The organism is Methanobrevibacter sp. (assembly GCF_045611865.1).
Taxonomy (GTDB): domain Archaea; phylum Methanobacteriota; class Methanobacteria; order Methanobacteriales; family Methanobacteriaceae; genus Methanocatella.
Genome location: NZ_JAZKXX010000026.1, coordinates 16,767 through 39,083, shown reverse-complemented (window position 1 = coordinate 39,083; position 22,317 = coordinate 16,767). Strand labels below are relative to the sequence as shown.

Below are 22,317 nucleotides of genomic sequence, written 5' to 3'. Positions count from 1 at the left end.
GTTATCACTATAAATTAATTTTTTTATCTTTTAATTTGTCTAAAAGCTCAACAATATCCGGGTTATTAATAGATAATATTTCTCCTGCAAGTACTGCAGCATTTTTACCGTTATTTATACCAACAGTTGCAACAGGAACGCCAGGCGGCATACTTACAGTGGTAAGAATATAATCATCACCATTTTCATTGGTACATGGAACCCCAATAACCGGTCTGTCGGTAAGACCTACAATTCCACCGGTAACCTGTGAGGAGTTGGAACTGATTCCAATGAATATTTTAGCATTTTTCATACATTTTACATAATTAGTGAATTTACGATTGGATCTGATTGGGCATACTACTTTGGTATCATGGCTAATTTTAAGTCTATCCAATATTACACTGACTTTTTTAGCAGTTGCCATGTCAGTTTGCCTTCCAACAATAATTACTACTTCAGCATCTTTGTTTTTAGAGCAGGATTCATCCTCTTCAATAATATGTTTTTTAATTTCCAAATCTTTAATTCTTAAAAAGTCGTTTTGAATAAATTTTTTGTCAATTTTTTGAATAATTTCTTCGTTGCTTCTTTTTACTTTCTCAGCATATTCTTTTCTTAGATTAATAATTTTTTGGCGAATTTCTTCATCATAAAGAGCAATAAATTGAGCAGCTAATATGGCAGCATTATCTCCTCTGTCTATTCCAACGGTTGCAATAGGGGAAGGATATGGCATTTGAACAATTGATTGAAGTGCATCCACACCACCAGTTTTAACATCAACCGGAACACCAATAACAGGTCTTGGAGTGTAAGCCGCAATTACACCTGGCAAGTGTGCTGCAAGTCCTGCAATTCCAATGAATACTTCGATTCCAGCGTCTGTACCTTGTTTTACTATTTCACGAATAAGGTTTGGGGTTCTATGAGCCGATGCGATTTTAAGACTGTATGGAATCTCAAGTTTTTCTAAAATATCTATGCTTTTTTCTGCTATAGCAATATCTGATCCGCTTCCAAGAATAATCATTATTTTCGGTATCATTCAAAAATCCCTTCTAAAATAATTATACATTTATTTTATTTGAAGTCATTAATAAATTTAATAAGATTAGGTCAATATGTGTTTTGATAGAAAATTAATTAATTGAAATTAAGAATTTGAAAATAGTATTTTTTAAAGAATCATCGTTAAATTAATCCTATTTCTTTTCAAATCCACATCTAAAACTTTAACATCAACAATATCACCAACACTGACGATATCCAAAGGATGTTTTACAAACCTGTCAGCTACCAATTGTGAGATATGAACAAGACCGTCCTGGTGAACTCCAATATCAACAAAGGCACCAAAGTCAACGATGTTTCTAACGGTTCCCTGCATTATCATTCCGACTTCCAAATCTTCAATCGATAAAACATTTTTTCTCAAAATCGGTTTTGGCATGTCACTTCTTGGGTCACGGCCTGGTTTTTTAAGTTCTTTAATAATGTCTTTTAAAGTTTCAATTCCAATATCCAATTCCTTTGAAATTTCATCCAAATCAATGTCATCTAACTTCAAATTGCTCTTTCCAATGTCATCAACGGAATAGTTTAACTTTTTCAATAACTTTAAAGTAACGTCATATGATTCTGGGTGAATTGTGGTATTGTCAAGGGGATATTCTGGATTATCAATCTTTACAAAACCAGCGCATTGTTCGAATGTCTTTTTACCAAGTTTTTTAACATTTAAAAGTTCTTGTCTTGATTTAAAACTTCCGTTTTCTTCCCTGTAGTTAATGATATTTTTAGCAGTTGTGTTTCCAATTCCTGAAATGTAATTTAACAAACTGTAAGATGCAGTATTCAAATCCACACCCACTTCATTAACCACTTTTTCAACAACACCAGTTAAGGATTCAGACAATTGTTTTTGGTTCATGTCATGTTGATATTGACCGACACCAATGGATTTTGGGTCAATTTTAACAAGTTCAGCTAGTGGATCTTGAAGGCGCCTTGCAATAGAAACTGCGCTCCTTTCACCTTCTGTAAAATCTGGAAACTCTTCATCAGCAAGTTTTGAAGCTGAATAAACTGATGCACCAGCTTCATTTACAATAATGTATTCAACATTTGTATTTTTTATTATTTTGGCTACAATTTCTTCAGATTCTCTCGATGCAGTTCCGTTACCAATAGCTATAACGTTAATGTCATATTCTTTAATTAAGTCACGAACAGTTTCAATTGATTCTTTTACTTTATTTTGTGGTGCTGTTGGATAAATTAAAGCAGTGTCAAGAACTTTACCAGTTTCATCAATGATTGCTAACTTGCAGCCTGTTCTAAAGGCAGGATCCCAACCCAAAATTGTTTTTCCAACAAGCGGACTTTCCATTAATAGCTGGTTCAGGTTTTTAGCAAAAACTTCAATTGATTTTTCTTCTGCCTTTTGTGTTAAATAATTTCTAATTTCACGTTCAATTGCAGGAGCTATTAATCTTTTATAAGCATCTTCTGTAGCTTCTTTTATAATTGGAGTAGTATAAGGATTATATTCAATTTTTTCAGGGATTTTTGAAGTATTTTTTAGGACATGCCTATTTAAATATTTTATAACCTCGTCACTATCACAGACAATTTTTCCTTTAATTATCCCTTGATTTTCTGCTCTATTGATGGCTAAAATACGATGTGGAGGTATTTTTTTAATGTTTTCTGAATAATTATAGTATATTTCATATTCAGATGAGGAGTCTGTGTTTTTTGCTTTGGTTTCAATTTGACCTGTAAAGAATGTGTTTTTCCTAATTTTTTTCCTAAAATCAGAATTATCTGAAATCTCTTCAGCAATAATGTCTTGAGCTCCTTTAATTGCATCTTCAGGTGTTTTAACTTCTTTATTAGTGTAATCTTTAGCTATTTTTTTAACACTCTCTTTTATTTCCTGTTTTAGGATAATTAATGCTAACGGTTCTAGGCCGTTTTCACGTGCTTTGGTTGCTCTTGTTTGCTTTTTGGATTTGTATGGACGATATAAATCATCAAGTTCAACTTGAGTTTCGGCGTTCAGAATCTTGATTTTTAAATCTTCATCAAGTTTTCCAAGTTCATCAATTCTTTTTAAGATTTTTTCTTTTTTTTCTTCAAGATTTCTTAGATATTTTAGTCTTTCATCAAATTTTCTAAGTGTTTCATCGTTTAGTGAACCAGTAACGTCTTTTCTATATCTTGCTATAAACGGTATTGTGTTTCCATTATCAATTAGATTTATTACTTTTTTAACTTGCCAGTTGGAAAGATTTAATTCTTTTTCGAGTGTTTTAGTTATCATATTTTCACAGGTAAATTAAATAGATTTTTGAATAATTTATTATTTGTTGTAAATAACTTAAAATTTACTAAAAATTCAATAGTATTTATATTATTTGATTAACAAAATTATCAATGTAAAAAATTTTTTAATGGAGATATTAAGTGTATTGGTTTTTTGTTATCCTTGCATTTTTGCTGGCAGGTATAAAATCTGAAAAGCCTAAGAAATACCAAAAGGTTTCAGTAATTATACCAGCTTTCAACGAAGAGGGCACTGTAGCTACCGTTGTTGAGGTGGTTAAAGAGGTATCATTTGTAGATGAGATAATCGTTGTAAATGATGGGTCATCTGATAATACCGAAAATGAAGCTTTAAATGCAGGGGCACGTGTTATTAATCATGAGGTTAATAAAGGAAAAGGTGCAGCATTGCGTACAGGTTATAAGGAATCGGAATGTGATATCATTGCATTTATTGATGCAGATATTTATAATTTAAGTTCTGCTAAAGTTAAAGCAATGATTAAACCTATTTTGGATGGAAAAACTGATATTACTAAAACTAAATTTTCTCGTGCTAGTGGACGTGTAACAGAGCTTACTGCAAAACCGCTTTTAAACTTTTTCTTCCCTGAAATTAATTTTGAACAACCGTTAAGCGGTCAGTTTGCAGCACGTAAGGAAGTACTAAAGAAGATGGACTTTGAAAAGGACTACGGTGTTGATGTTGGTATTGTTATTGATGCTGATGTACTAGGAATTTCAATTACTGAGGTGGATATTGGTGCAATTGAGCATGACATGTCTCCACTTTCTGATTTAAATTTAATGGCAAATGAAGTAGTTAGAACAATTATAAGCCGTGCAAATAAGTATGGTCGTGTTGTAATGATTGATGACATTGGACATTACATTAGAATGTCAATTGTTGGTTTATCATTAATTATTCTTGGATTATTTACAATATTTTTCGTTAAATTTGTTCCATTAGCAGTTGGAGTTATAATTTCTGTCATCGGACTAATATTGGCTATTTATTATATTATTAAAGTAATTGTTAAGTCTATTGTAATGTTTAGAAAGACTCCTGGAAAGAGTTTAATAAAATCATTTATTAAAGTTCATTTTCCATTGATTATATCCATTATAGTTTTACTTTTAATGATTTCCACATTTATTGGTGCAGCTCACTTTGAGAATGGTGTTTTATCAATTGAACCAAACTCAAGAAATCTGATTATTTATGCAGATGACTCTCCATCTGATAATTCAATTTCAGTAAGAGGACCTTATACTGTTGATACAGCTATTGAAGATGAATCAGATCAAATACGTATGCCTGCAGATGCAATGATGACGTTAGGTATTAAAACAAACGATACTATGCAAATTAATGGCGAAACTTATGTGATTAATGATACACGGGAAGGAGAATCTGATGTATTGAGACTTCCTGTTGAAGTTCAAAGAGACATAGGCATTGAATCAATGTATATTATTCAAAATAGTCGTCTAAAAGAAATATTTGATGGAGCAATGGTGACTCATAGCTATGATGATGAAAATTCCACAAATATTTTAAAAGAAAACTTTAAAATTTCATCAAAAGATAATAATGCATCTGTATATGAAGTATTTATTGATAATGAAAGTGTTGTAACTTCATCTGGTATCTTTAAACAGGATGCTGCCTATGATATTGCTGTAGATGGGGAATATTTCACTTCTGTTAATTTTGAAGTTGGAACTAATACAACATTTTATCAGGATGGCCATGAAATTGTGGTTTTATTTAAAGATGTTAATTCAACTTCTATTAAGCAGTTCACACGTGAAGGTCAAGGTTATTTCTTGAATTTTAACTTCTAAAAAAATAGTAAATATAAATCAAGAGTTATAACTCAAGATTTATTTTTTATCATATGCTTTAACTGCTTCTTCAACATCATTGTAAAGACCAAGTGCAGCTAGAGCACCAACTTTTCCTTGCTCGCCAGTAACTGCAATTAATGGTATGTTTAATTCACTTGCAACTTTTTCTGCAGTTTCAACATCCATCATTCCGGACTTTGTAGCAATGGAATATTCTCTTAATTTTTCAGGGATATCTAAACCTTCTAAAATAGCAATAGCTGTTTTATCAGATAAGGTATCTCTTTTAAGGATTTCAATAACTCTATCAATTAAATCTTGCTTTTTTGATTCCTCAACAGCAAATGTAAGGGCTATTGATACACAATTTTGTGTTTTGTGAGGATTATGAGGATATAATTGGACAATAATGTGGTCCAGATATTCAAAACCTTCACTTGCAAGTTCAACACCTAAATTATGTGCCATTGTCCATGTAGCTCCAGCATCTTTAGTATCAGTATCGTCAACACCAATAACTACTTTTTCAAGTTTAGGTGTTACCACTGTTGCTTTTCCTGCTTTTGAGCCGCCTCCAACTTGAATGAGTTCAACATACTTTACACCTTCACCCATTCCTCTACACATTCCAGCTCCAACACCTGCACCTGCAAGACCGGCATGAGTCACTTTGACTTCATCACCATCAATAACGATTTCATCAATTCCTGCAGCATTAAAACTAGCTTTCAGGTTAAGTGGAGCTGAACCAACATGACAGGAGTAAACATGTTTGTTTCCATCACGATAAGCGGAATCAATTAACTCAGAGTTATTTCTGTACTGGTTTAATAACCAATGAGATCCTGAAATGCACGGGTGGTATTCTACAATTTCCACTTTATCCCCATCAACCATAGTCAATACTTTTTCGTATGGTGCAATCCAAGGATCATCAAATTTTTTTCTTAATTCATCTGGTTTTAAAATTTCCATCAAATCACTAGATTTCTTTTAATCTGTCGCACATTTTAATTGCTGCTTCAACAGCACTTTTTGCGTTTTTGACACGTCTGTGAGCATCCATTCTGGTCATTCCAGGACCGGTAATTCCAAGTGCCACAGGAGTATCGTATTCAAGCGCTAAATCAGCAATTTTACGGGAAGCGTGTTGTGCTACAATTTGATCGTGGTCAGTTGCACCTTCGATTACAGCACCGAGTGTGATAATTGCATCGTATTCACCTTTTTGTAATAATTTTTTAATTACAAGTGGCATGTCAAATACACCAGGAACGGCGACTACTTTTGTAATTTCACAATCTCTGTTTTTTGCTTCTGCTGTTGCGAGTTCTAACATCATTTGTGTAATATCATAATTAAATTCAGCAACTACTGCTGCTATTTCATATTTTGCCATTTTATCTACCTCTTTTTATTTTAAGCTCCACTAAATATAATGAGAAGGAATCCTGCAACCCCACTTACTACCATAATGAATATGATAAAAAGTGCTGCTAATTGCATTCTACTTAATTTTTTAAAATCCATATTTTTCAGTCTCCATTTAAATTATTTTTAACTTCACTGGCCAATTCCATAGTAGTGGCAGTACCACCCAAATCACCAGTTAAAGTATTAGCGTCATTTAGTACTTTTAAAACTGCTTTTTCAAATTTATCTGCAGCTTCAACCTCACCAATATATCTAAGCATCATAATAGCCGAAAGCATCATTGCTATTGGATTCGCTTTACCTTGGCCTGCAATATCTGGTGCTGAACCGTGTACAGGTTCGAATAATGCTCCATTTTCTCCAATATTTGCAGATGGGATTAAACCTAATCCACCAACAAGACCTGCACCTTCATCAGATAATATATCTCCGAAAAGGTTTGTAGTTACAATCACTTCAAAGCTTTCTGGTTGTGTGATTAGATACATTGCTGTTGCATCTACATAGAAGTCCTCGGTTGCTATATCGGGATAGTTTTCAGCAACTTCATAGAAAATTTCTTTAAATAAACCATCACTTTTCTTTAAGACGTTTGCTTTATGAACGCCTGTAACTTTGCTTTTATTGTTTTCTTTTGCATATTTAAAAGCATAGTCGATTATACGTTTTTCAGCTTCTCTTGTGATAATACGCCTTGCTATTGCACCTTCGTCAGTATAACTTTCTTCACCTGCAATATATAACCCTTCGGTATTTTCACGTACTATCATAAAGTCAATGTTATCAAATAAGGAATTAGTGTTAGGATATGATTTGATAGGTCTTAAATTTGCAAACATTTTCATTTCCTGGCGTATTTTAACAATAACATCTGCTGCAGTTTCACCGGCCGCTCCAAAAAGACATGCATCTGCATTTCTAATTATATCTAAAGTTTCATCTGGAAGAGCAGTACCAGTCTTTTCAAGACATTCATCTCCTGCTTCACCATATATATAATCGAAATTAATATCTAGGCCGTTTAAGACATGTATTGTTGCTTCCATTACCTCACGACCGATTCCATCACCTGGAATAACTGCAATTTGATATTTATCTTTTGTTTTTGAGGTATTCAATTAAACCACCTTGTTCGAGTATTTCTAACATGAATGGAGGTAATTTTTTAAATTTGATTGTATCTCCATTTGAATTAGTTATTATTCCTTCATCCATATCTACTTCAATTTCTTCTTCGTTTTCAATAAATTCTGTAATTCCTGGAGCTTCGAGAAGTGGAACTCCAACGTTTGTAGCATTTCTATAAAAGATTCTTGCAAAGGATTCTGCTATTACTGCACTGACTCCAACACCTTTAAGGGCAATTGGGGCATGTTCTCTTGAAGAACCACATCCAAAATTAGTTCCAGCTACAATAAAGTCTCCTTTTTTGCATTTTTCACTGAAATCAGAATCTAAACCTTCCATACAATGCTTTGATAATCTTTTTTCGTCAGTATAAATTAAATATCTTCCAGGAACTATAATGTCTGTGTCGATATCGTTTCCGAATTTCCAAGCTTTACCTTTCATGATTTTGCCTCCGGTGCTACAATTCTTCCTTCAATAGCTGAAGCGGCAGCAACAGCAGCAGAAGATAGATAAACTTTTCCATCAGGACTTCCTTGTCTTCCTTTGAAGTTTCTGTTTGAAGTTGAAAGGCTCACTTCTCCAGGTCCGATTATTCCGGTATGTCCTCCAAGACAAGGTCCACAGCACGGAGCGGAAACAAGGGCTCCAGCATCAACGAATATTTTAATCAATCCTTCGTCTAATGCGTTAATGTAGACTTCTTTTGATGCAGGTATTACAAGCATTCTAGTGCCTTTGGCTATTTTTTTACCTTTAAGAATTTTTGCTGCATCTCTTAAATCAGAAAGTCTACCATTGGTACAAGAACCTAAAAATACTTGGTCGATTTCAACATCAACTTCACTAACAGCTTTGACATTATCTACATTGTGAGGGCAAGCTACTTGAGGCTCTAAATCACTCACATCAATATCAATTATATCCAAAGAAGATGAATCTAAATCAGTATTATAAATTTTGTAAGGTTTATTTGAGCGGCTTTCAACATATTGGATAGTTTTTTCATCGGCTTCGACTAATCCAGTTTTTCCACCCATTTCAATTGCCATATTACATAAAACCATTCTATCTGAAACGCTCATATTTGACACGGTTTCACCAGCAAATTCGCATGCCTTGTAAGTTGAACCGTCTGCACCCATTTTACCAATAATATGTAAAATCACATCTTTTGCATAAACATTTTCTTTTAAATCACCGGTAATGTTAAATCTATTGGTTTCAGGTACTTTTAGCCATAAATTACCTTCAGCAAATACCATTGCCATATCAGTTGAACCAATACCTGTTGAAAATGCACCTAATGCTCCATGAGTACAAGTATGTGAATCAGCACCAACAATAACATCACCTGGCACTACATGACCAAGTTCAGGTAGTATTTGATGACAAACACCAGCATTTACATCATAAAAATTCTCGATGCCATGCTTTTTAACAAATTCTCTCATAACAATATGATTATTAGCGGAGTCAATAGAGTCAGCAGGGACCTGATGGTCAAATGGTATAACAATTTTTGACGGATCCCAGACTTTTTCAGCGCCAATTTTTTCAAAAGATTCTACTGAAAGAGGTCCAGTTAAATCATGAGTCATTGCTATATCAATATTTGCTATAACTATATCTCCAGCTTCTACACTATCTTTTCCAGAAGCTTTAGCTAATATTTTTTCAGACATTGTTGGCATATTTTAAACCTCTTTAATAATGATAAATATTTTTATTTTATAAATATATAAGAGTTGCTTTATTTTGAAATTTTTAATTTTTTTAAAATTTAAATAATAGTTTTACAAAAAATATATTCATGAGCAACTCATTTTTTAAAAGATTTAAAAAGGAAGAAGAACCTCTAGAAATTGAGGAGGAATCTCCAGTATGGAAAGATAGGATATATTGGATTTCAACATTACAAAGAATAGCTTTCCCAGTTTTAAACAACCTTTCAAAAGGCGCTCTTAGAAAAAACATGCCTGTAGAGTCTAAAAGTAGTGAAGGTCAAAAATTCGCATATCTTGAAGCTTTTGCTCGTGTATTCAATGGAATTGCGCCATGGTTAGAACTTGGTGTAGACTCATCTGATGAAGGAAGAGTTCGTGAGAAATATAAATTTTTAACAATTAGTGCTATTACAAATGCAGTTAATCCAAATAATAACGATTATATTTTTGTTGTTGAACCTAAACAATCTTTAGTTGATGTTGCTTTATTTGCTCAAGGATTACTCAGAGCTAAAAACGAAATTTGGCTTAATTTACCGATGGATGTTCAAGCTAGAATAATTCGTGAATTAAAAAATACAAGGATAATTGCTCCTTATGAGAATCATTGGTTGTTATATACTGCGATGATTGAAGCCACTCTTTTGGAATTCACTGGGGAATGTGATAAGGAACGTTTAGCTTATGGAGTTAGGAAATTCAGAGATGAATTATACATTGGGGATGCAATTTACTCAGATGGTGAAGATTTTGATGTAGGTTACTACAATAGTTTGTTTATCCACCCAATGCTCAATGATATTCTTGCAGTAATGAGAAAATATTCTCTTCAAGATGGAGAATTTTTGGATGTACAATTAATGAGATCTTCAAGATTAGCTTCTCAACTTGAAAGACTCATCTCACCTGAAGGAACATACCCACTGTTAGGAAAATCTCTTACTTATCGTTGTGGTGTTTTCCACTTACTTTCCCAAGCAGCTTTACTTAAAATTTTACCAAGAAATATAAGTACCGCTCAAGTTAGAAGTGCACTTACAAAAGTCTTAAAAAGACTTTTCGACGAAAATCAAAATTTCACAAGTGACGGCTGGTTATTGATGGGGTTAAATGGTTCACAAGAAGGTATTGCAGAGAAAAATGTTACAACAGGTAGTCTTTACTTATGTTGTGCAGTATTCCTACCTTTAGGTTTAGATGCAACTGATGCATTTTGGAATACTCCACCTGCTGAATGGACCAGTAAAAAAGCATGGAATGGTCATCAAATCCAACCAGACCAATCTATTACTTTTTAATTCAATTCATATAAGTTCCCGTAATTAAACAATTTAATTTCTGATGGAACTTCTTTTATTATATTTTTTGTATCAAATATTATAGGATTTGACATATTTTTTAAAATAAGTTCATAATCTAGTTTTTTAAATTCATTATGATCGCATAATACTAAAATCAAATCTGCATTTTCAACTGCTTCATCAAGACTCACGAAATTAGGATTTTCAATGTGTGGGTCGTGAATAGCAATTTCATAATCACTACTTAATTTAGCGATTATTTCATAAGCAGGACTTTCTCTGTCATCACCTGTATTTCCTTTATATGAAACACCTAAAACAGCTATTTTACCATTTTTAATAATCTTTTTAACATTTTCACATACAAAATCAGGCATTGAATTATTTGTATCACGTGCTAATTTGATGATTTTTGCAGTTTCAGGAGCCTTTGCATAAATAAAGTACGGATCAATTGCAAGGCAATGTCCTCCAACACCAGGCCCTGGTGAGTGTAAGTTAACTCTAGGATGTTTGTTCGCCATTTCAATAACGTCTAGTGCATTAACACCAATTTCTGCACAGATTTTTGCAAGTTCATTTGCAAGTGCAATGTTCACATCCCTAAATGTATTTTCCATACATTTTGATAGCTCAGCAGTTTTAGCCTCAGTAAGCATTAAATCTCCTTCAACAAACTGACCATAAACCTCACTGGCTTTTTTAGCACACTCTGGTGTTACACCACCAATAATCCGGTCATTATGAATTAATTCCTCAATGATTCTTCCGGGAAGTACTCTTTCAGGACAGTGTGCAAGATATAAGTCTTCACCAATGGCGAAACCGGCCTTTTCAAAAATAGGCTTTATTATCTCATCGGTTGACATTGGTGCAATTGTTGATTCTATAATAACTGTATTTCCTTTTTCCAGATATGGTAGAATGGATTCACAGGCATTTACTACATAGCTTAAGTCACAGCTGTAGTTTTCAACAATATATGGTGTTGGTACAGTAATAATAAAAGCATCAGCTTTTTGCGGAGTTAGGCTAGCTGTATACACTTTATTTTCCACTGCATTCTTGATTATTTCAGCTATTCCAGGTTCTTCAATGTGAATGATTCCTTTGTTTAAATTGTTAATCATATCCTCAGAAATATCTACTCCAACCACTTCACAATGGTTTCTACTGAAAAGCGCTGCAGTTGGAAGCCCAATATAGCCTTGACCAATAACACATACTTTCATAATATCTAACTCCGTCTTTTAAATATTAAATATGATATATATTTAAACTAATATTAAAAGTTTTGATGTGGATTTTATGAAGATTTTAATTACAGGTTCTAATGGGATGTTGGGCCATGACTTAGATAAGGTTTTAGCCGATAAGCATGAATTGGTCCTAACAACCTCAAAAACATTAGACATCACAGATAAACAACACATAATTGACTTTATTTGCGATGTAAAACCGGATATTGTCATTAACTCAGCAGCATACACTGATGTTGATGCTTGTGAGGAAAATCAAGGCCTCGCTTACTGCGTTAATGGGGAAGGTGTTCGTAATTTAGCACTTGCATGTAAAGAAGTTGATTGTGCATTGGTTCATATAAGTACTGATTATGTATTTGACGGAACTGCAAGAGAGCCTATTGGAGAAGATGGTGAAATAGGCCCGATAAGTGTTTATGGTAAGAGTAAACTTAAAGGAGAGGAGGCCATTTTAGAAATCCTTGATAAATACTTTATTGTAAGGACGGCATGGTTGTATGGAATCAACGGTAAAAATTTCCCAAAGACAATGTTGGAGTTAGCCAAAAATCATCATGAGATAACGGTTGTTTATGATGAGGTTGGAACCCCTACTTACACTCCCGATTTAGCTAGGGCAATTTCCGATTTAATCGAAACTGATTATTATGGAATTTATCATTTGACTAATTCTGGTAGCTGTTCATGGTGTGAATTTGCAAGATACATATTTGAGGTTGCAGAAGTTGATGTTGAAGTAATACCAGTCACTGCATCTGAATTTGCAAGACCGGCACCAAGGCCAAGCTATTCCGTATTGGATAATAAAAATTGGATTCAAAAAGGATTCAAACCACTTAGAGATTATAAGGAAGCAATAAGAGAATATATTGAGTTGATTAAATGAACAAAAGAGTAGTTTTAATTGCTGCATTAATCATTGTTTTGTTCACTGTTTCTGCTGTAAGTGCAGGATTTTTTGACTTTTTAAAGTTTGGTAATGATTCAAGCGATGTTAATGTAGTAGAGGATGGCCAATACTGCACTGTAGATGAGGTTGCAGCATACATTAAGGAATTTCACAAACTTCCGAGCAATTACATAACAAAAAGTGAAGCTAGATCATTAGGATGGCACGGCGGACCGCTTAAGGAATATGCGCCAGGAAAAAGCATAGGTGGAGATACATTTACTAACAGGCAACATGTACTTCCAGACAGCGATTCAAAATACATTGAATGTGACATTAATGCAAATGGGACAAGTCGTGGGGCAGAAAGGATAGTTTACAACACCGGTGATTTTAAGGTCTACTACACAAGTGATCACTATAACACTTTCAAAGAGGTTTAAAATGCAGCTTGACGGTAATTTAATCAAAGAAGAAGGCCATGATTATTTAGCTAGTGCATTAAACTTCCCGGATTATTATGGAAAAAATCTGGATGCTTTATATGATTGTTTATGTGAAATAGAATGTGAAATTGAGTTAATTAACTGTGAAAAAGTGGATAAGGATATCATTGACACATTTAAAGATGCAGCTAGTGAAAATGAGTTTTTAAAAATAAAGATGTTTCCATAAAATAGGTATTGTAATTTATTAATCATAAAAAATAATATGTAAATAGTGATTATTATGAAAGGTATTGTGCTTGCGGGCGGTTCTGGAACCCGTCTTTATCCGATTACTAAAGCAGTTTCTAAACAGTTGTTGCCTTTGTATGATAAGCCAATGATTTATTATCCAATTTCTGTTTTGATGCTTGCTGGAATTAAGGAAATACTAATTATATCAACTCCTAGAGACTTACCAATGTATAAAGAGTTACTTGGTGATGGGTCAAGTTTGGGAATTAAATTTGAATATGCAGTTCAGGAAAAACCAAACGGTCTTGCAGAGGCATTCATCGTCGGTGAAGAGTTCATAGGAAACGATAATGTTGCACTAATATTGGGAGACAACATATTCCATGGACACAGATTCACAGAAATCCTTGAAAGGGCAACAAGCCTAAAAGAAGGAGCAGTAATTTTTGGTTACTACACCAAAAACCCAGAAGCATTTGGTGTAGTCGAATTTGACAAGGAATGGAACGTACTGTCAGTTGAAGAAAAACCAGAAAACCCAAAATCCAATTATATTGTTCCAGGACTCTATTTCTACGACAATGATGTAATCGAAATAGCTAAAAACGTAGAACCTTCCGAGCGTGGTGAAGTTGAAATTACTTCTGTTAATGAGGAATACTTGAAAAGAGGAAAACTCAAAGTAGAACTTCTAGGAAGAGGTATGGCCTGGTTAGATACAGGAACCCATGAAGGACTACTTGAAGCATCAAACTTCATTGAAACAGTTCAAAAAAGACAAGGACTATATATAGCATGTCTTGAAGAAATTGCATATCTTAAAGGATATATAAATGATGAAGAATTGCTAGAAACTGCTGAAGAGCTCAAAAAAACCGATTATGGACAATACTTATTTAATTTAGTCAAGTGATTATATGGGGAAATTTAATTTTATTGATACAGGAATTGAGGGGATGTTTGTTGTCGAACCTACAGTTTTTGAAGACAACAGAGGATATTTCATGGAAACCTATCAAGAAAATGAATTTAAAGAAGCTGGTCATGATTTAACTTTTGTTCAAGATAATCAATCAAAATCAACAAAAGGAGTATTGAGAGGCCTACATTTGCAAATTAACTATCCTCAAGGTAAATTAGTTCGTGTTATTGAAGGAGAAGTGTTTGATGTAGGAGTTGATTTAAGAGCAGATTCACCAACATATGGTAAATGGTATGGGGAAATACTATCTGATGAAAATAAAAAACAGTTATATATTCCTCCTAAATTTGCTCATGGTTTTTTAGTATTGTCTGATGAAGCTGAATTTGTTTATAAATGTACAGAATTCTACCATGGCGAAGATGAAAGTGGAATAAAATGGGACGATGAAGATATTGGAATTGATTGGCCATTAGAAGGTATTGATGAGATAATTTTATCTGATAAGGATAAAGAATGGTTAAGCTTAAAGGAATCCCAAATTAAATATGAGTGATTATATGACAAAAATTTTAGTTACAGGCGGAGCAGGATTTATTGGAAGTAATTTCGTAAGATACATGGTAAATAAATATTCAGAATACGAAATAATTAACTTGGATGCTTTAACTTATTGTGGAAATCTTGAAAATTTAAAAGACATTGAAGATAAGGATAATTATTCATTTGTTAAAGGGGACATTAGGGATAAAAATGTTGTTGATGATTTAGTCAAGCAATGTGATTATGTTATAAATTTTGCAGCTGAAAGTCATGTTGACAGAAGCATAACCGACCCTGAAATCTTTATTAAATCTAATGTTTTGGGAACACAAGTCTTATTAAATGCGGCTAAAGAATATGGTGTTGAAAAATACATTCAAATCTCAACTGATGAGGTTTATGGAACTTTAGGTAAAACCGGATATTTCACTGAAAACACTCCACTTCAACCTAACAGTCCTTATTCAGCTTCAAAAGCTGGTGGAGATTTAATTACAAGAGCATATGGTGAAACTTTTGACCTGCCAATAAATATTACTCGTTGTTCAAATAATTATGGACCTTATCAATTTCCTGAAAAATTGATTCCATTAATGATTTCAAATACCTTGGAAGATAAGAAATTACCAGTTTACGGTGATGGAAAAAACATTAGGGATTGGTTACATGTCCATGATCACTGCCATGCTATTGATTTAGTCATGCATGAAGGCGTACTTGGTGAAGTCTATAATATTGGTGGAAACAATGAAAAACAAAATATTGAAATTGTAAAACTGATATTAAATGAACTTGATAAGGATGAATCGTTAATAGAGTTTGTTACAGATAGATTAGGTCATGACAGACGCTATGCTATTGATTCAACTAAAATTCAAAATGATTTGGGTTGGTCTCCTAAATACACATTTGAAGTTGGTATTAAAGAGACAATTCAATGGTATTTGGATAATCAAGATTGGACCAACCAAGTTAAAAGTGGCCAATATCAGGAATATTATGAAAAAATGTATTCGAATAGGTAGAATTTTACACTTGAAATCTACCTCTAATTTTTACATTTTGTTTATTTATTTTTATTATTTTTTTATTTTCATCTATTTTTTTTACATTTTTAGGTTTAAAAATTTAATTTTTTATTCAAATCTAAAAATTTTTTTTTAAGATAATTTTATATATTAATATATTCTTAATATTGAATTGTTAAGATAATCTTTTATCTTTTGGAATTTTAGGGAAATGGTGGATTAAATGTTGGAGCAATATTTGCCTTTTGTAGGTTTAATCATATTTGGGAATATTGAAAATTTGGTATTGTCTTCACAGGGTGTTGTGGCTGGTGTTAATCCTTTAAAATTAGGATTAGTCAGTATTTGTGTAGTTACAATGTGGCTTTTGATTGGAACTTTCGCAACACAAATGTTATTCGATTATGTTGATTTTATTAATTTTATTGGCGGACTTGCAATTTTAATTTTAGGTCTTCAGGCCATGGTTCAATCTGTTAGGGGTGAATAGATGGCTGATGACATAAGAAAATTTTTAGGATTAATTGTTTTCGGTAACATAGAAAACTTAATTTTAGCCGCTCAAGGTGTTGAAGCACATGTTAATCCATTAGGATTAGCTATTTTAAGTTTAATCGCTGTTTGTTGTTGGCTTTTAATAGGAACCTTTGGTACAAAAATGGCTATGAAATATGCTCGTTATATTAACTTTATTGGAGGTTTAGCAATTTTCATTTTAGGTATTCAAGCTATTCTTGAGTCAATTCCTGGAATGTTAGCATTCTTCCATTGATTACTGGTTTACATGTCTTATTTAAAACATAAAATATATGGAATTTTATTTAAATTATTTAAATCCGTCCCTATCAAAGATAATAAAGTTTCATTCATTATAGATTCAAGAGAATCCTTTAAAGGTAATTTAGACTATATTAAAAAAGAATTTGAAAAAAGAGGCAATTTCGAATTTTACTTTTTTTACAAAGATAAATTGTCTTTTACTAGTTTTAAGAATTTGGCTAGTTCTAAATACATTTTTTTAAATGATAATTTTTTCCCATTAGCTTTTATGAACTTTAAAGATGAAAATATCATTGTACAGCTATGGCACGCTCCGGGAGCTTCTAAAAAATTTGGAGGATCTGTTGAAATTGAAAATAGGGAAATACTTTCAAAAATTTCCCAAAATACTAATTACTTAATCACCACTTCAGATAAAATTAAAGAGTATTATAGTGAAGCATTTCAAATGCCTAAGGAAAAAATTAAATCTTTAGGATTGCCTAGAATGGATTATTACTTTGAAAATCATGATTTAAATCAATTAAAATCTCAATTTTGTAAAAAACATGATATTGATAATTATAAAAAGATAATTCTCTATGCTCCAACTTTTAGAGAAGAAGAAAAGTACAACAATGTATTTGATTTCCTTGATTTAGAAAAGTTCAATAAATCTTTGGGCGATGAGTATGTTTTAGCCTTAAGACTCCATCCTAAGATTAACAAGTTTTACAGTGAAGCTATTTCCGCTAAAGGCAAATACATTGATGTTAGCGGTTATGAAAACGAACAGGAATTAATGTTACTTTCAGATATTCTAATTACTGATTATTCTTCAATAATGATAGAGTTTTGTGCTCTAGACAAGCCAACTGTATTTTTCACGTATGATTTGGATAATTATTTGGCACATGAACGTGGATTTTATTATGATTTTAAGGAAACTGTTCCTGGGCCAATCGTTTATACAACAGAAGAGTTAATAGATGTAATTGAAAATAATAAATTTGATAAAAGTAAAATATTACAATTTACTTCTACACAATTTGATGTAATCGACGGCAAATCATCTAAAAGAATTGTTGATTATCTTTTAAAATAAGGTGGGCAGAATGGATAATTTAAAAGTTAGTGTTATAGTCCCGGTCTATAATTTATCACAGTATATAGGTAGCACCTTAGATTCAATAATTAATCAGGATTTTAAAAGTTTTGAACTGATTGTAATTGATGATGGTTCAACTGATGATAGCTTAAATGTTATAAATGATAAGTTATCAAAATCACTTATTTCTTATAAGGTCATTCATCAAGATAATTCTGGTGTAAGCAGTGCTCGCAATCGAGGCATTGATGAAGCTCAAGGTGAATATATAGTATTTGTTGATGGTGATGATTACATTACTGGAAATCACCTGTCTGAATTATATAATGGTGAAAGTGACTTTAGTTTGGTCCAAGTTGTTAAAAAAGATGGGGATAACATATCCAACCCATATCACTACTCAAAAACAAGCATTTCATGTGATGAGTTTATAAAAATGGAACTGAACATGGAAATACCATTCAATTTCTGCCAGTTGATGTATAAAAAAAGTATAATTGACGATAACAATATCAGATTCAATACTGATGCGGTTTACGGTGAAGATACAGAATTTGCACTTAAAGCATTAGCATTTGGTGATGAAATAGCCATTAGCAATGAGGTAACATATTATTATATTCAAAGACAGGACTCAGCAATAAGAACCACAGACTTCAGACGCTTTGAATTGGTAAGTATTTTAGAAAATTTAGCCGAATTTTACAAAAAACTTGGGAAAAATAACTTGGCAGAGTTAATAATAACATCAAGAATACCAAAAGCAATATTTGGAAATATGAATTACTTCTTTTACAATAACTATGACTTTGATGAAGTAATTTCTAAAATGAAAGAATTAGACTTATTAAATAAAATGTCTAAATTTAAGGGAGATAAGAAATTTGAATATAAAATAAAGCTATTCTTATTAAACCCGAAATTATATTATAAATCATGGAAAAAATTAAAAAATTCAATTGATTAACATGAAAGTATCTGTAGTAACGCCAAATTATAATGGGGAAAAATTCCTAAAAACATTTCTAAATTCACTTAACGAAGATAGTGAATATATTGGAGAGGTTATCATCATTGATAATGGATCTAGTGATGGTAGTGTTGAGTATATCAGAAATAACTCCTATAATTTCCCTTTGGTGTTAATTGAAAACAGTGAAAACCTAGGTTTTGCACCAGCTGTTAATCAAGGAATTTTAAAAGCTAAAAATGAACTAATTTTTTCAATAAATAATGATACAGAGGTTAAAAAAGGCTCAATTAAAGGATTAATAGATTTAATTACTACTTCAGATGATATATTTTCAGTACAAGCTAAAATGCTTCAGTATAATAACAAGCAACTGATTGATGATGTTGGGGATGAATATAACCTACTTGCCTGGACTAAAAAAACAGGAGAAAATCACCATTCAGATGAATATACAGATGTTAAAGAGATATTTTCAAGTTGTGCTGGAGCGGCAATGTATAAAAAATCAGTTCTGGAGGAAATAGGTTTATTTGACGATAATTTTTTTGCATATATGGAGGATGTTGACTTGGCTTTAAGATCAAAGATTAATGGTTATAAAAATTTGTTATGTCCACAGGCTATTGTATATCATATCGGAAGTGCAACATCTGGAAGCAGATACAACGAGTTTAAAGTCAAGCTAGCTGCTAGAAATAATGTATGGGTTGTTTATAAAAATCTTCCAATTCCGTTAAAAATTATTAACTTTATCTTTCTATTCTTTGGATTTTTAATTAAATATTTATTTTTTGTAAAAAAAGGATTTGGTTCTACTTACTTATCAGGAATTCGCGAAGGTCTATCTACTAGAAACAAAATCACAAAAGTAAAATTTAAATCTAAAAACATAAAAAATTATTTTAAAATAGAATACAAATTAATTATTAACACCTTAAAATTCTTAAAAAGTTGAGTATAATGGACCTTTCAGTTGTAATTGTAAACTATCAAACTTTTGAGCTTACAAAAAATACTATAAATTCAATACTAAAATATGATTATCCTTTTTCATATGAGATACTAGTAGTTGACAATGCATCTAGTGATGATAGCTTATCTAAACTAAAAAATTACTTTAAGGATAAGGTTAAATTCATTGCTTCAGCCGAAAATAATGGTTTTGCAGCGGGTAATAATCAAGCATTGGCTATTGCAAAAGGAAGATACATTTTACTTTTAAATTCAGATACAATCGTTTGGGAAAATACTTTAGAAAATATTTATAATTATATGGAAAAACACACAGATGTGGGAGCATGTGGTTGTAGGGTTCTTTTAGAAAACGGTGAACTTGATAAAGCATGTAAAAGAAGTTTTCCTAATGTTAAAAACTCGTTTTTCAGATTATTCCATATTTCAACAAATAGTAAAGATAATAATTACAATTTAGATAATTTACCCGATGATAAAATTTACGAAATAGATTGTCTTACTGGAGCTTTCATGTTTATAAAATCCGAAGCATTAAACAAAACAGGTTTTTTAGATGAAACATTCTTCATGTATGGTGAAGACATTGATTTATGTTATAGAATTAAAAAATCTGGTTGGAAAATAATTTATTATGGTGAGTCAAAAATAACTCATCTTAAAGGTGCAAGTAGTAAAAAACAAAAATCTAAATTAATTTATGAGTTTCATCGGGCTATGTATATTTATTATAAAAAACATCATTCAAAAGAGTCTTCATTTATAGTAAATATTGTTGTATATATTGGGATAGCTTTTTTATGCCTTTTAAAATTATTTTTAAATATTTTTAAAAAGAAAGATTAAATAATTATGATTAATATACCTATTAATGTAAAACTAGTTTTTCGGTGTTAACATGATAAAGGAGAATCAGAGAATATTAAATATATCAATGGTATTACTAGATGTTTTAGTATTAGCTGTTTCTCTCGTGTGTTCTTTATGGTTAAGATTTGATACAACTTTATTCGGCCCACTTGGGGGTCATTTAAGTTATCAAAGCTATGCTTTATTCTTTACATTTGCCGTAGTTCCTATATATTTGATTTTATATTTTGCATTCGGTCTTTACAAACCGCGCAGAACATACAAAAATATTTTTTCAGAAGCTACACAAATTATTAAGGTAAACATTGTAGCATTTGTTTCACTAGTTTCTATTTTGTTTATTATTAATCAACCTGACTTTTCAAGAATAATGCTATTTTTATTAGCTATTTTTGCCACATTCTTTGGAATCATTGAAAGATTTATTATTAGAAGTATTTTAAGGAATATTAGAATAAATAATAGAAATTTAAAACATATTTTGATTGTTGGGGATAATGATTTGGCATTTTCATTTGCAAGAAAAATTAGAGAAAATCCATATTTGGGATTTGTAGTAAGCGGATTTTTAGGAAGGGCTAATCATATAGGTATGGAAATTGAAGGAAGCAGGATAATCGGTTCTTTTAAGGATATTGACTATATTTTAAGCAATAATAGATATGATAGGGTGGTTTTGGCCATTCCATTAATGTATTATTATCGTATCAATGAGTTGGTAGAAAGCTGCGAGCGTGTAGGTATTAAAGCGGAAATTATTCCAGATTATATTAGGTATTTTCCGGCTCAACCATCAATAGACATGATTGAAGATATTCCAATTATTAATATTAGATATGTTCCTTTAGATGATAATTTTAATAAATTTTTAAAATACACATCTGATTATATAATTTCTATAATCGCGATTATAATTACATCACCAATCATGATTTTAACTGCAATAGCAATTAAATTAACCTCTCGAGGGCCAATTATCTTTAAACAAGAAAGAATAGGTCACAATGGTAAACCATTCATGATGTATAAGTTTCGTAGTATGAAGGTCCAGGATCCTAGTGAAGAAAAATCAGAATGGACAACAAAAGATGATCCAAGAAAAACTAAAATTGGAGAGTTCATAAGAAAGACTAGTATTGATGAATTACCTCAATTTTTCAATGTATTAAAAGGAGACATGAGTGTCGTAGGTCCAAGACCGGAAAGACCGTATTTTGTAGAACAATTTAGAAAAGAGATTCCAAAATACATGGTTAAACATCAAGTTAAGCCTGGTTTAACTGGTTGGGCTCAAATTCATGGATGCCGTGGAGATACTTCAATTAAAAGACGTATAAAATATGATATTGAGTATGTAGAAAACTGGCACATGGGTTTAGACTTAGCTATAATGATAAAAACCACAGTTAAGAAAAATCCAAATGCATATTAACACTTTTTCACTTTCTCACACTTGTGCACTTGGATAATATTTATATTAAATTTTTCATCAATTATCATATGAGTGATTACTTCACAAATGCTCTCTCTAATACTTTATATACATTCCAATTATAAA

23 protein-coding genes are annotated in these 22,317 nt (G+C 31.8%); 15 read left to right on the top strand and 8 right to left on the bottom strand.

The features are described from left to right. Nucleotides 1-7: 7 nt before the first annotated feature. Nucleotides 8-1,030, bottom strand: a complete 1,023-nt coding sequence (gene purE, locus ACKI32_RS02900; RefSeq protein ID WP_407413310.1) for a 5-(carboxyamino)imidazole ribonucleotide mutase — start codon at nucleotides 1,028-1,030, stop codon at nucleotides 8-10. Between the two features lie 132 nt (nucleotides 1,031-1,162). Beyond that, a complete protein-coding gene (locus ACKI32_RS02895; protein WP_407413308.1) occupies nucleotides 1,163-3,310 on the bottom strand; it encodes a Tex family protein in 2,148 nt (715 codons plus the stop codon). Between the two features lie 143 nt (nucleotides 3,311-3,453). On the opposite strand from ACKI32_RS02895, the gene ACKI32_RS02890 reads away from it, so the two are divergent. Beyond that, on the top strand, nucleotides 3,454-5,160 hold the full coding sequence (locus tag ACKI32_RS02890) for a glycosyltransferase (protein WP_407413306.1): 1,707 nt from the start codon (nucleotides 3,454-3,456) through the stop codon (nucleotides 5,158-5,160). A gap of 39 nt (nucleotides 5,161-5,199) precedes the next feature. Here ACKI32_RS02890 and mmp11 read toward each other — a convergent pair whose 3' ends face one another. The 5 genes from mmp11 to hacA all read right to left on the bottom strand — a co-directional run bounded on the left by mmp11 (nucleotide 5,200) and on the right by hacA (nucleotide 9,419). Continuing rightward, nucleotides 5,200-6,138 carry a methanogenesis marker protein 11 gene (gene mmp11 / locus ACKI32_RS02885; protein ID WP_407413304.1) on the bottom strand — a complete coding sequence of 313 codons (939 nt, stop codon included), beginning with the start codon at nucleotides 6,136-6,138 and terminating at the stop codon, nucleotides 5,200-5,202. Between the two features lie 7 nt (nucleotides 6,139-6,145). After that, nucleotides 6,146-6,562 carry a 6,7-dimethyl-8-ribityllumazine synthase gene (gene ribH / locus ACKI32_RS02880; RefSeq protein ID WP_407413302.1) on the bottom strand — a complete coding sequence of 139 codons (417 nt, stop codon included), beginning with the start codon at nucleotides 6,560-6,562 and terminating at the stop codon, nucleotides 6,146-6,148. Nucleotides 6,563-6,698: 136 nt separating this feature from the next. Further along, nucleotides 6,699-7,715, bottom strand: coding sequence for an isocitrate/isopropylmalate family dehydrogenase (locus ACKI32_RS02875; RefSeq protein WP_407413300.1), 1,017 nt, complete (start codon nucleotides 7,713-7,715; stop codon nucleotides 6,699-6,701). Next, nucleotides 7,690-8,169 carry a 3-isopropylmalate dehydratase small subunit gene (locus tag ACKI32_RS02870; protein ID WP_407413298.1) on the bottom strand — a complete coding sequence of 160 codons (480 nt, stop codon included), beginning with the start codon at nucleotides 8,167-8,169 and terminating at the stop codon, nucleotides 7,690-7,692. Before ACKI32_RS02870 ends, ACKI32_RS02875 begins: the two co-directional genes overlap by 26 nt. Then, a complete protein-coding gene (hacA, locus tag ACKI32_RS02865) occupies nucleotides 8,166-9,419 on the bottom strand; it encodes a homoaconitase large subunit (RefSeq protein WP_407413296.1) in 1,254 nt (417 codons plus the stop codon). Before hacA ends, ACKI32_RS02870 begins: the two co-directional genes overlap by 4 nt. Before the next feature lie 119 nt (nucleotides 9,420-9,538). On the opposite strand from hacA, the gene ACKI32_RS02860 reads away from it, so the two are divergent. Next, nucleotides 9,539-10,750, top strand: coding sequence for a DUF2264 domain-containing protein (locus tag ACKI32_RS02860; RefSeq protein ID WP_407413294.1), 1,212 nt, complete (start codon nucleotides 9,539-9,541; stop codon nucleotides 10,748-10,750). Here the strand turns inward: ACKI32_RS02860 and ACKI32_RS02855 are convergent. After that, nucleotides 10,747-11,985 (bottom strand): nucleotide sugar dehydrogenase, encoded by a 1,239-nt coding sequence (locus ACKI32_RS02855; protein ID WP_407413292.1) that lies wholly within the window; start codon nucleotides 11,983-11,985, stop codon nucleotides 10,747-10,749. The two genes, ACKI32_RS02860 and ACKI32_RS02855, sit on opposite strands and share 4 nt — an antisense overlap. 76 nt (nucleotides 11,986-12,061) lie before the next feature. Between ACKI32_RS02855 and rfbD the strand changes: the two genes are divergently transcribed. The 13 genes from rfbD (at nucleotide 12,062) to ACKI32_RS02790 (ending at nucleotide 22,191) form a co-directional block, all read left to right on the top strand. Further along, nucleotides 12,062-12,901: a dTDP-4-dehydrorhamnose reductase gene (gene rfbD, locus ACKI32_RS02850; protein ID WP_407413290.1), complete on the top strand. Its 840-nt coding sequence runs from the start codon at nucleotides 12,062-12,064 to the stop codon at nucleotides 12,899-12,901. After that, nucleotides 12,898-13,347 carry a ribonuclease domain-containing protein gene (locus ACKI32_RS02845; RefSeq protein WP_407413288.1) on the top strand — a complete coding sequence of 150 codons (450 nt, stop codon included), beginning with the start codon at nucleotides 12,898-12,900 and terminating at the stop codon, nucleotides 13,345-13,347. Before rfbD ends, ACKI32_RS02845 begins: the two co-directional genes overlap by 4 nt. Before the next feature lies 1 nt (nucleotide 13,348). Beyond that, the gene (locus ACKI32_RS02840; protein WP_407413286.1) at nucleotides 13,349-13,579 is read left to right on the top strand and encodes a barstar family protein; all 231 of its coding nucleotides are present in this window, start codon (nucleotides 13,349-13,351) and stop codon (nucleotides 13,577-13,579) included. A gap of 54 nt (nucleotides 13,580-13,633) precedes the next feature. Further along, a complete protein-coding gene (gene rfbA, locus ACKI32_RS02835) occupies nucleotides 13,634-14,497 on the top strand; it encodes a glucose-1-phosphate thymidylyltransferase RfbA (protein WP_407413284.1) in 864 nt (287 codons plus the stop codon). A gap of 4 nt (nucleotides 14,498-14,501) precedes the next feature. Beyond that, a complete protein-coding gene (gene rfbC / locus ACKI32_RS02830; RefSeq protein ID WP_407413282.1) occupies nucleotides 14,502-15,062 on the top strand; it encodes a dTDP-4-dehydrorhamnose 3,5-epimerase in 561 nt (186 codons plus the stop codon). Nucleotides 15,063-15,066: 4 nt separating this feature from the next. After that, nucleotides 15,067-16,074, top strand: a complete 1,008-nt coding sequence (rfbB, locus tag ACKI32_RS02825; RefSeq protein WP_407413280.1) for a dTDP-glucose 4,6-dehydratase — start codon at nucleotides 15,067-15,069, stop codon at nucleotides 16,072-16,074. A gap of 226 nt (nucleotides 16,075-16,300) precedes the next feature. Then, nucleotides 16,301-16,567, top strand: a complete 267-nt coding sequence (locus ACKI32_RS02820) for a hypothetical protein (protein WP_407413278.1) — start codon at nucleotides 16,301-16,303, stop codon at nucleotides 16,565-16,567. Then, nucleotides 16,568-16,849, top strand: coding sequence for a hypothetical protein (locus tag ACKI32_RS02815; RefSeq protein ID WP_407413276.1), 282 nt, complete (start codon nucleotides 16,568-16,570; stop codon nucleotides 16,847-16,849). Between the two features lie 12 nt (nucleotides 16,850-16,861). After that, on the top strand, nucleotides 16,862-17,941 hold the full coding sequence (locus tag ACKI32_RS02810) for a CDP-glycerol glycerophosphotransferase family protein (RefSeq protein ID WP_407413274.1): 1,080 nt from the start codon (nucleotides 16,862-16,864) through the stop codon (nucleotides 17,939-17,941). 10 nt (nucleotides 17,942-17,951) lie between these two features. Further along, the gene (locus ACKI32_RS02805; protein ID WP_407413272.1) at nucleotides 17,952-18,911 is read left to right on the top strand and encodes a glycosyltransferase family 2 protein; all 960 of its coding nucleotides are present in this window, start codon (nucleotides 17,952-17,954) and stop codon (nucleotides 18,909-18,911) included. Between the two features lies 1 nt (nucleotide 18,912). Then, entirely contained in the window at nucleotides 18,913-19,872 is a 960-nt protein-coding gene (locus ACKI32_RS02800) for a glycosyltransferase family 2 protein (RefSeq protein WP_407413270.1), read from the top strand. Between the two features lie 5 nt (nucleotides 19,873-19,877). Then, the gene (locus ACKI32_RS02795; RefSeq protein ID WP_407413267.1) at nucleotides 19,878-20,735 is read left to right on the top strand and encodes a glycosyltransferase family 2 protein; all 858 of its coding nucleotides are present in this window, start codon (nucleotides 19,878-19,880) and stop codon (nucleotides 20,733-20,735) included. 52 nt (nucleotides 20,736-20,787) lie between these two features. Further along, nucleotides 20,788-22,191: an undecaprenyl-phosphate glucose phosphotransferase gene (locus tag ACKI32_RS02790; RefSeq protein ID WP_407413265.1), complete on the top strand. Its 1,404-nt coding sequence runs from the start codon at nucleotides 20,788-20,790 to the stop codon at nucleotides 22,189-22,191. The last annotated feature ends 126 nt before the right edge of the window (nucleotides 22,192-22,317 follow it).

Excerpts from the sequence above, each read along its gene's own strand:
- purE (WP_407413310.1), bottom strand. The coding sequence starts at position 1,030 with ATGATACCGAAAATAATGATTATTCTTGGAAGCGGATCAGATATTGCT.
- ACKI32_RS02895 (WP_407413308.1), bottom strand. The coding sequence starts at position 3,310 with ATGATAACTAAAACACTCGAAAAAGAATTAAATCTTTCCAACTGGCAA.
- mmp11 (WP_407413304.1), bottom strand. The coding sequence starts at position 6,138 with ATGGAAATTTTAAAACCAGATGAATTAAGAAAAAAATTTGATGATCCT.
- ribH (WP_407413302.1), bottom strand. The coding sequence starts at position 6,562 with ATGGCAAAATATGAAATAGCAGCAGTAGTTGCTGAATTTAATTATGAT.
- ACKI32_RS02870 (WP_407413298.1), bottom strand. The coding sequence starts at position 8,169 with ATGAAAGGTAAAGCTTGGAAATTCGGAAACGATATCGACACAGACATT.
- hacA (WP_407413296.1), bottom strand. The coding sequence starts at position 9,419 with ATGCCAACAATGTCTGAAAAAATATTAGCTAAAGCTTCTGGAAAAGAT.
- ACKI32_RS02860 (WP_407413294.1), top strand. The coding sequence starts at position 9,539 with ATGAGCAACTCATTTTTTAAAAGATTTAAAAAGGAAGAAGAACCTCTA.
- ACKI32_RS02855 (WP_407413292.1), bottom strand. The coding sequence starts at position 11,985 with ATGAAAGTATGTGTTATTGGTCAAGGCTATATTGGGCTTCCAACTGCA.
- rfbD (WP_407413290.1), top strand. The coding sequence starts at position 12,062 with ATGAAGATTTTAATTACAGGTTCTAATGGGATGTTGGGCCATGACTTA.
- ACKI32_RS02845 (WP_407413288.1), top strand. The coding sequence starts at position 12,898 with ATGAACAAAAGAGTAGTTTTAATTGCTGCATTAATCATTGTTTTGTTC.
- ACKI32_RS02840 (WP_407413286.1), top strand. The coding sequence starts at position 13,349 with ATGCAGCTTGACGGTAATTTAATCAAAGAAGAAGGCCATGATTATTTA.
- rfbA (WP_407413284.1), top strand. The coding sequence starts at position 13,634 with ATGAAAGGTATTGTGCTTGCGGGCGGTTCTGGAACCCGTCTTTATCCG.
- rfbC (WP_407413282.1), top strand. The coding sequence starts at position 14,502 with ATGGGGAAATTTAATTTTATTGATACAGGAATTGAGGGGATGTTTGTT.
- rfbB (WP_407413280.1), top strand. The coding sequence starts at position 15,067 with ATGACAAAAATTTTAGTTACAGGCGGAGCAGGATTTATTGGAAGTAAT.
- ACKI32_RS02820 (WP_407413278.1), top strand. The coding sequence starts at position 16,301 with ATGTTGGAGCAATATTTGCCTTTTGTAGGTTTAATCATATTTGGGAAT.
- ACKI32_RS02815 (WP_407413276.1), top strand. The coding sequence starts at position 16,568 with ATGGCTGATGACATAAGAAAATTTTTAGGATTAATTGTTTTCGGTAAC.
- ACKI32_RS02810 (WP_407413274.1), top strand. The coding sequence starts at position 16,862 with ATGTCTTATTTAAAACATAAAATATATGGAATTTTATTTAAATTATTT.
- ACKI32_RS02805 (WP_407413272.1), top strand. The coding sequence starts at position 17,952 with ATGGATAATTTAAAAGTTAGTGTTATAGTCCCGGTCTATAATTTATCA.
- ACKI32_RS02800 (WP_407413270.1), top strand. The coding sequence starts at position 18,913 with ATGAAAGTATCTGTAGTAACGCCAAATTATAATGGGGAAAAATTCCTA.
- ACKI32_RS02795 (WP_407413267.1), top strand. The coding sequence starts at position 19,878 with ATGGACCTTTCAGTTGTAATTGTAAACTATCAAACTTTTGAGCTTACA.
- ACKI32_RS02790 (WP_407413265.1), top strand. The coding sequence starts at position 20,788 with ATGATAAAGGAGAATCAGAGAATATTAAATATATCAATGGTATTACTA.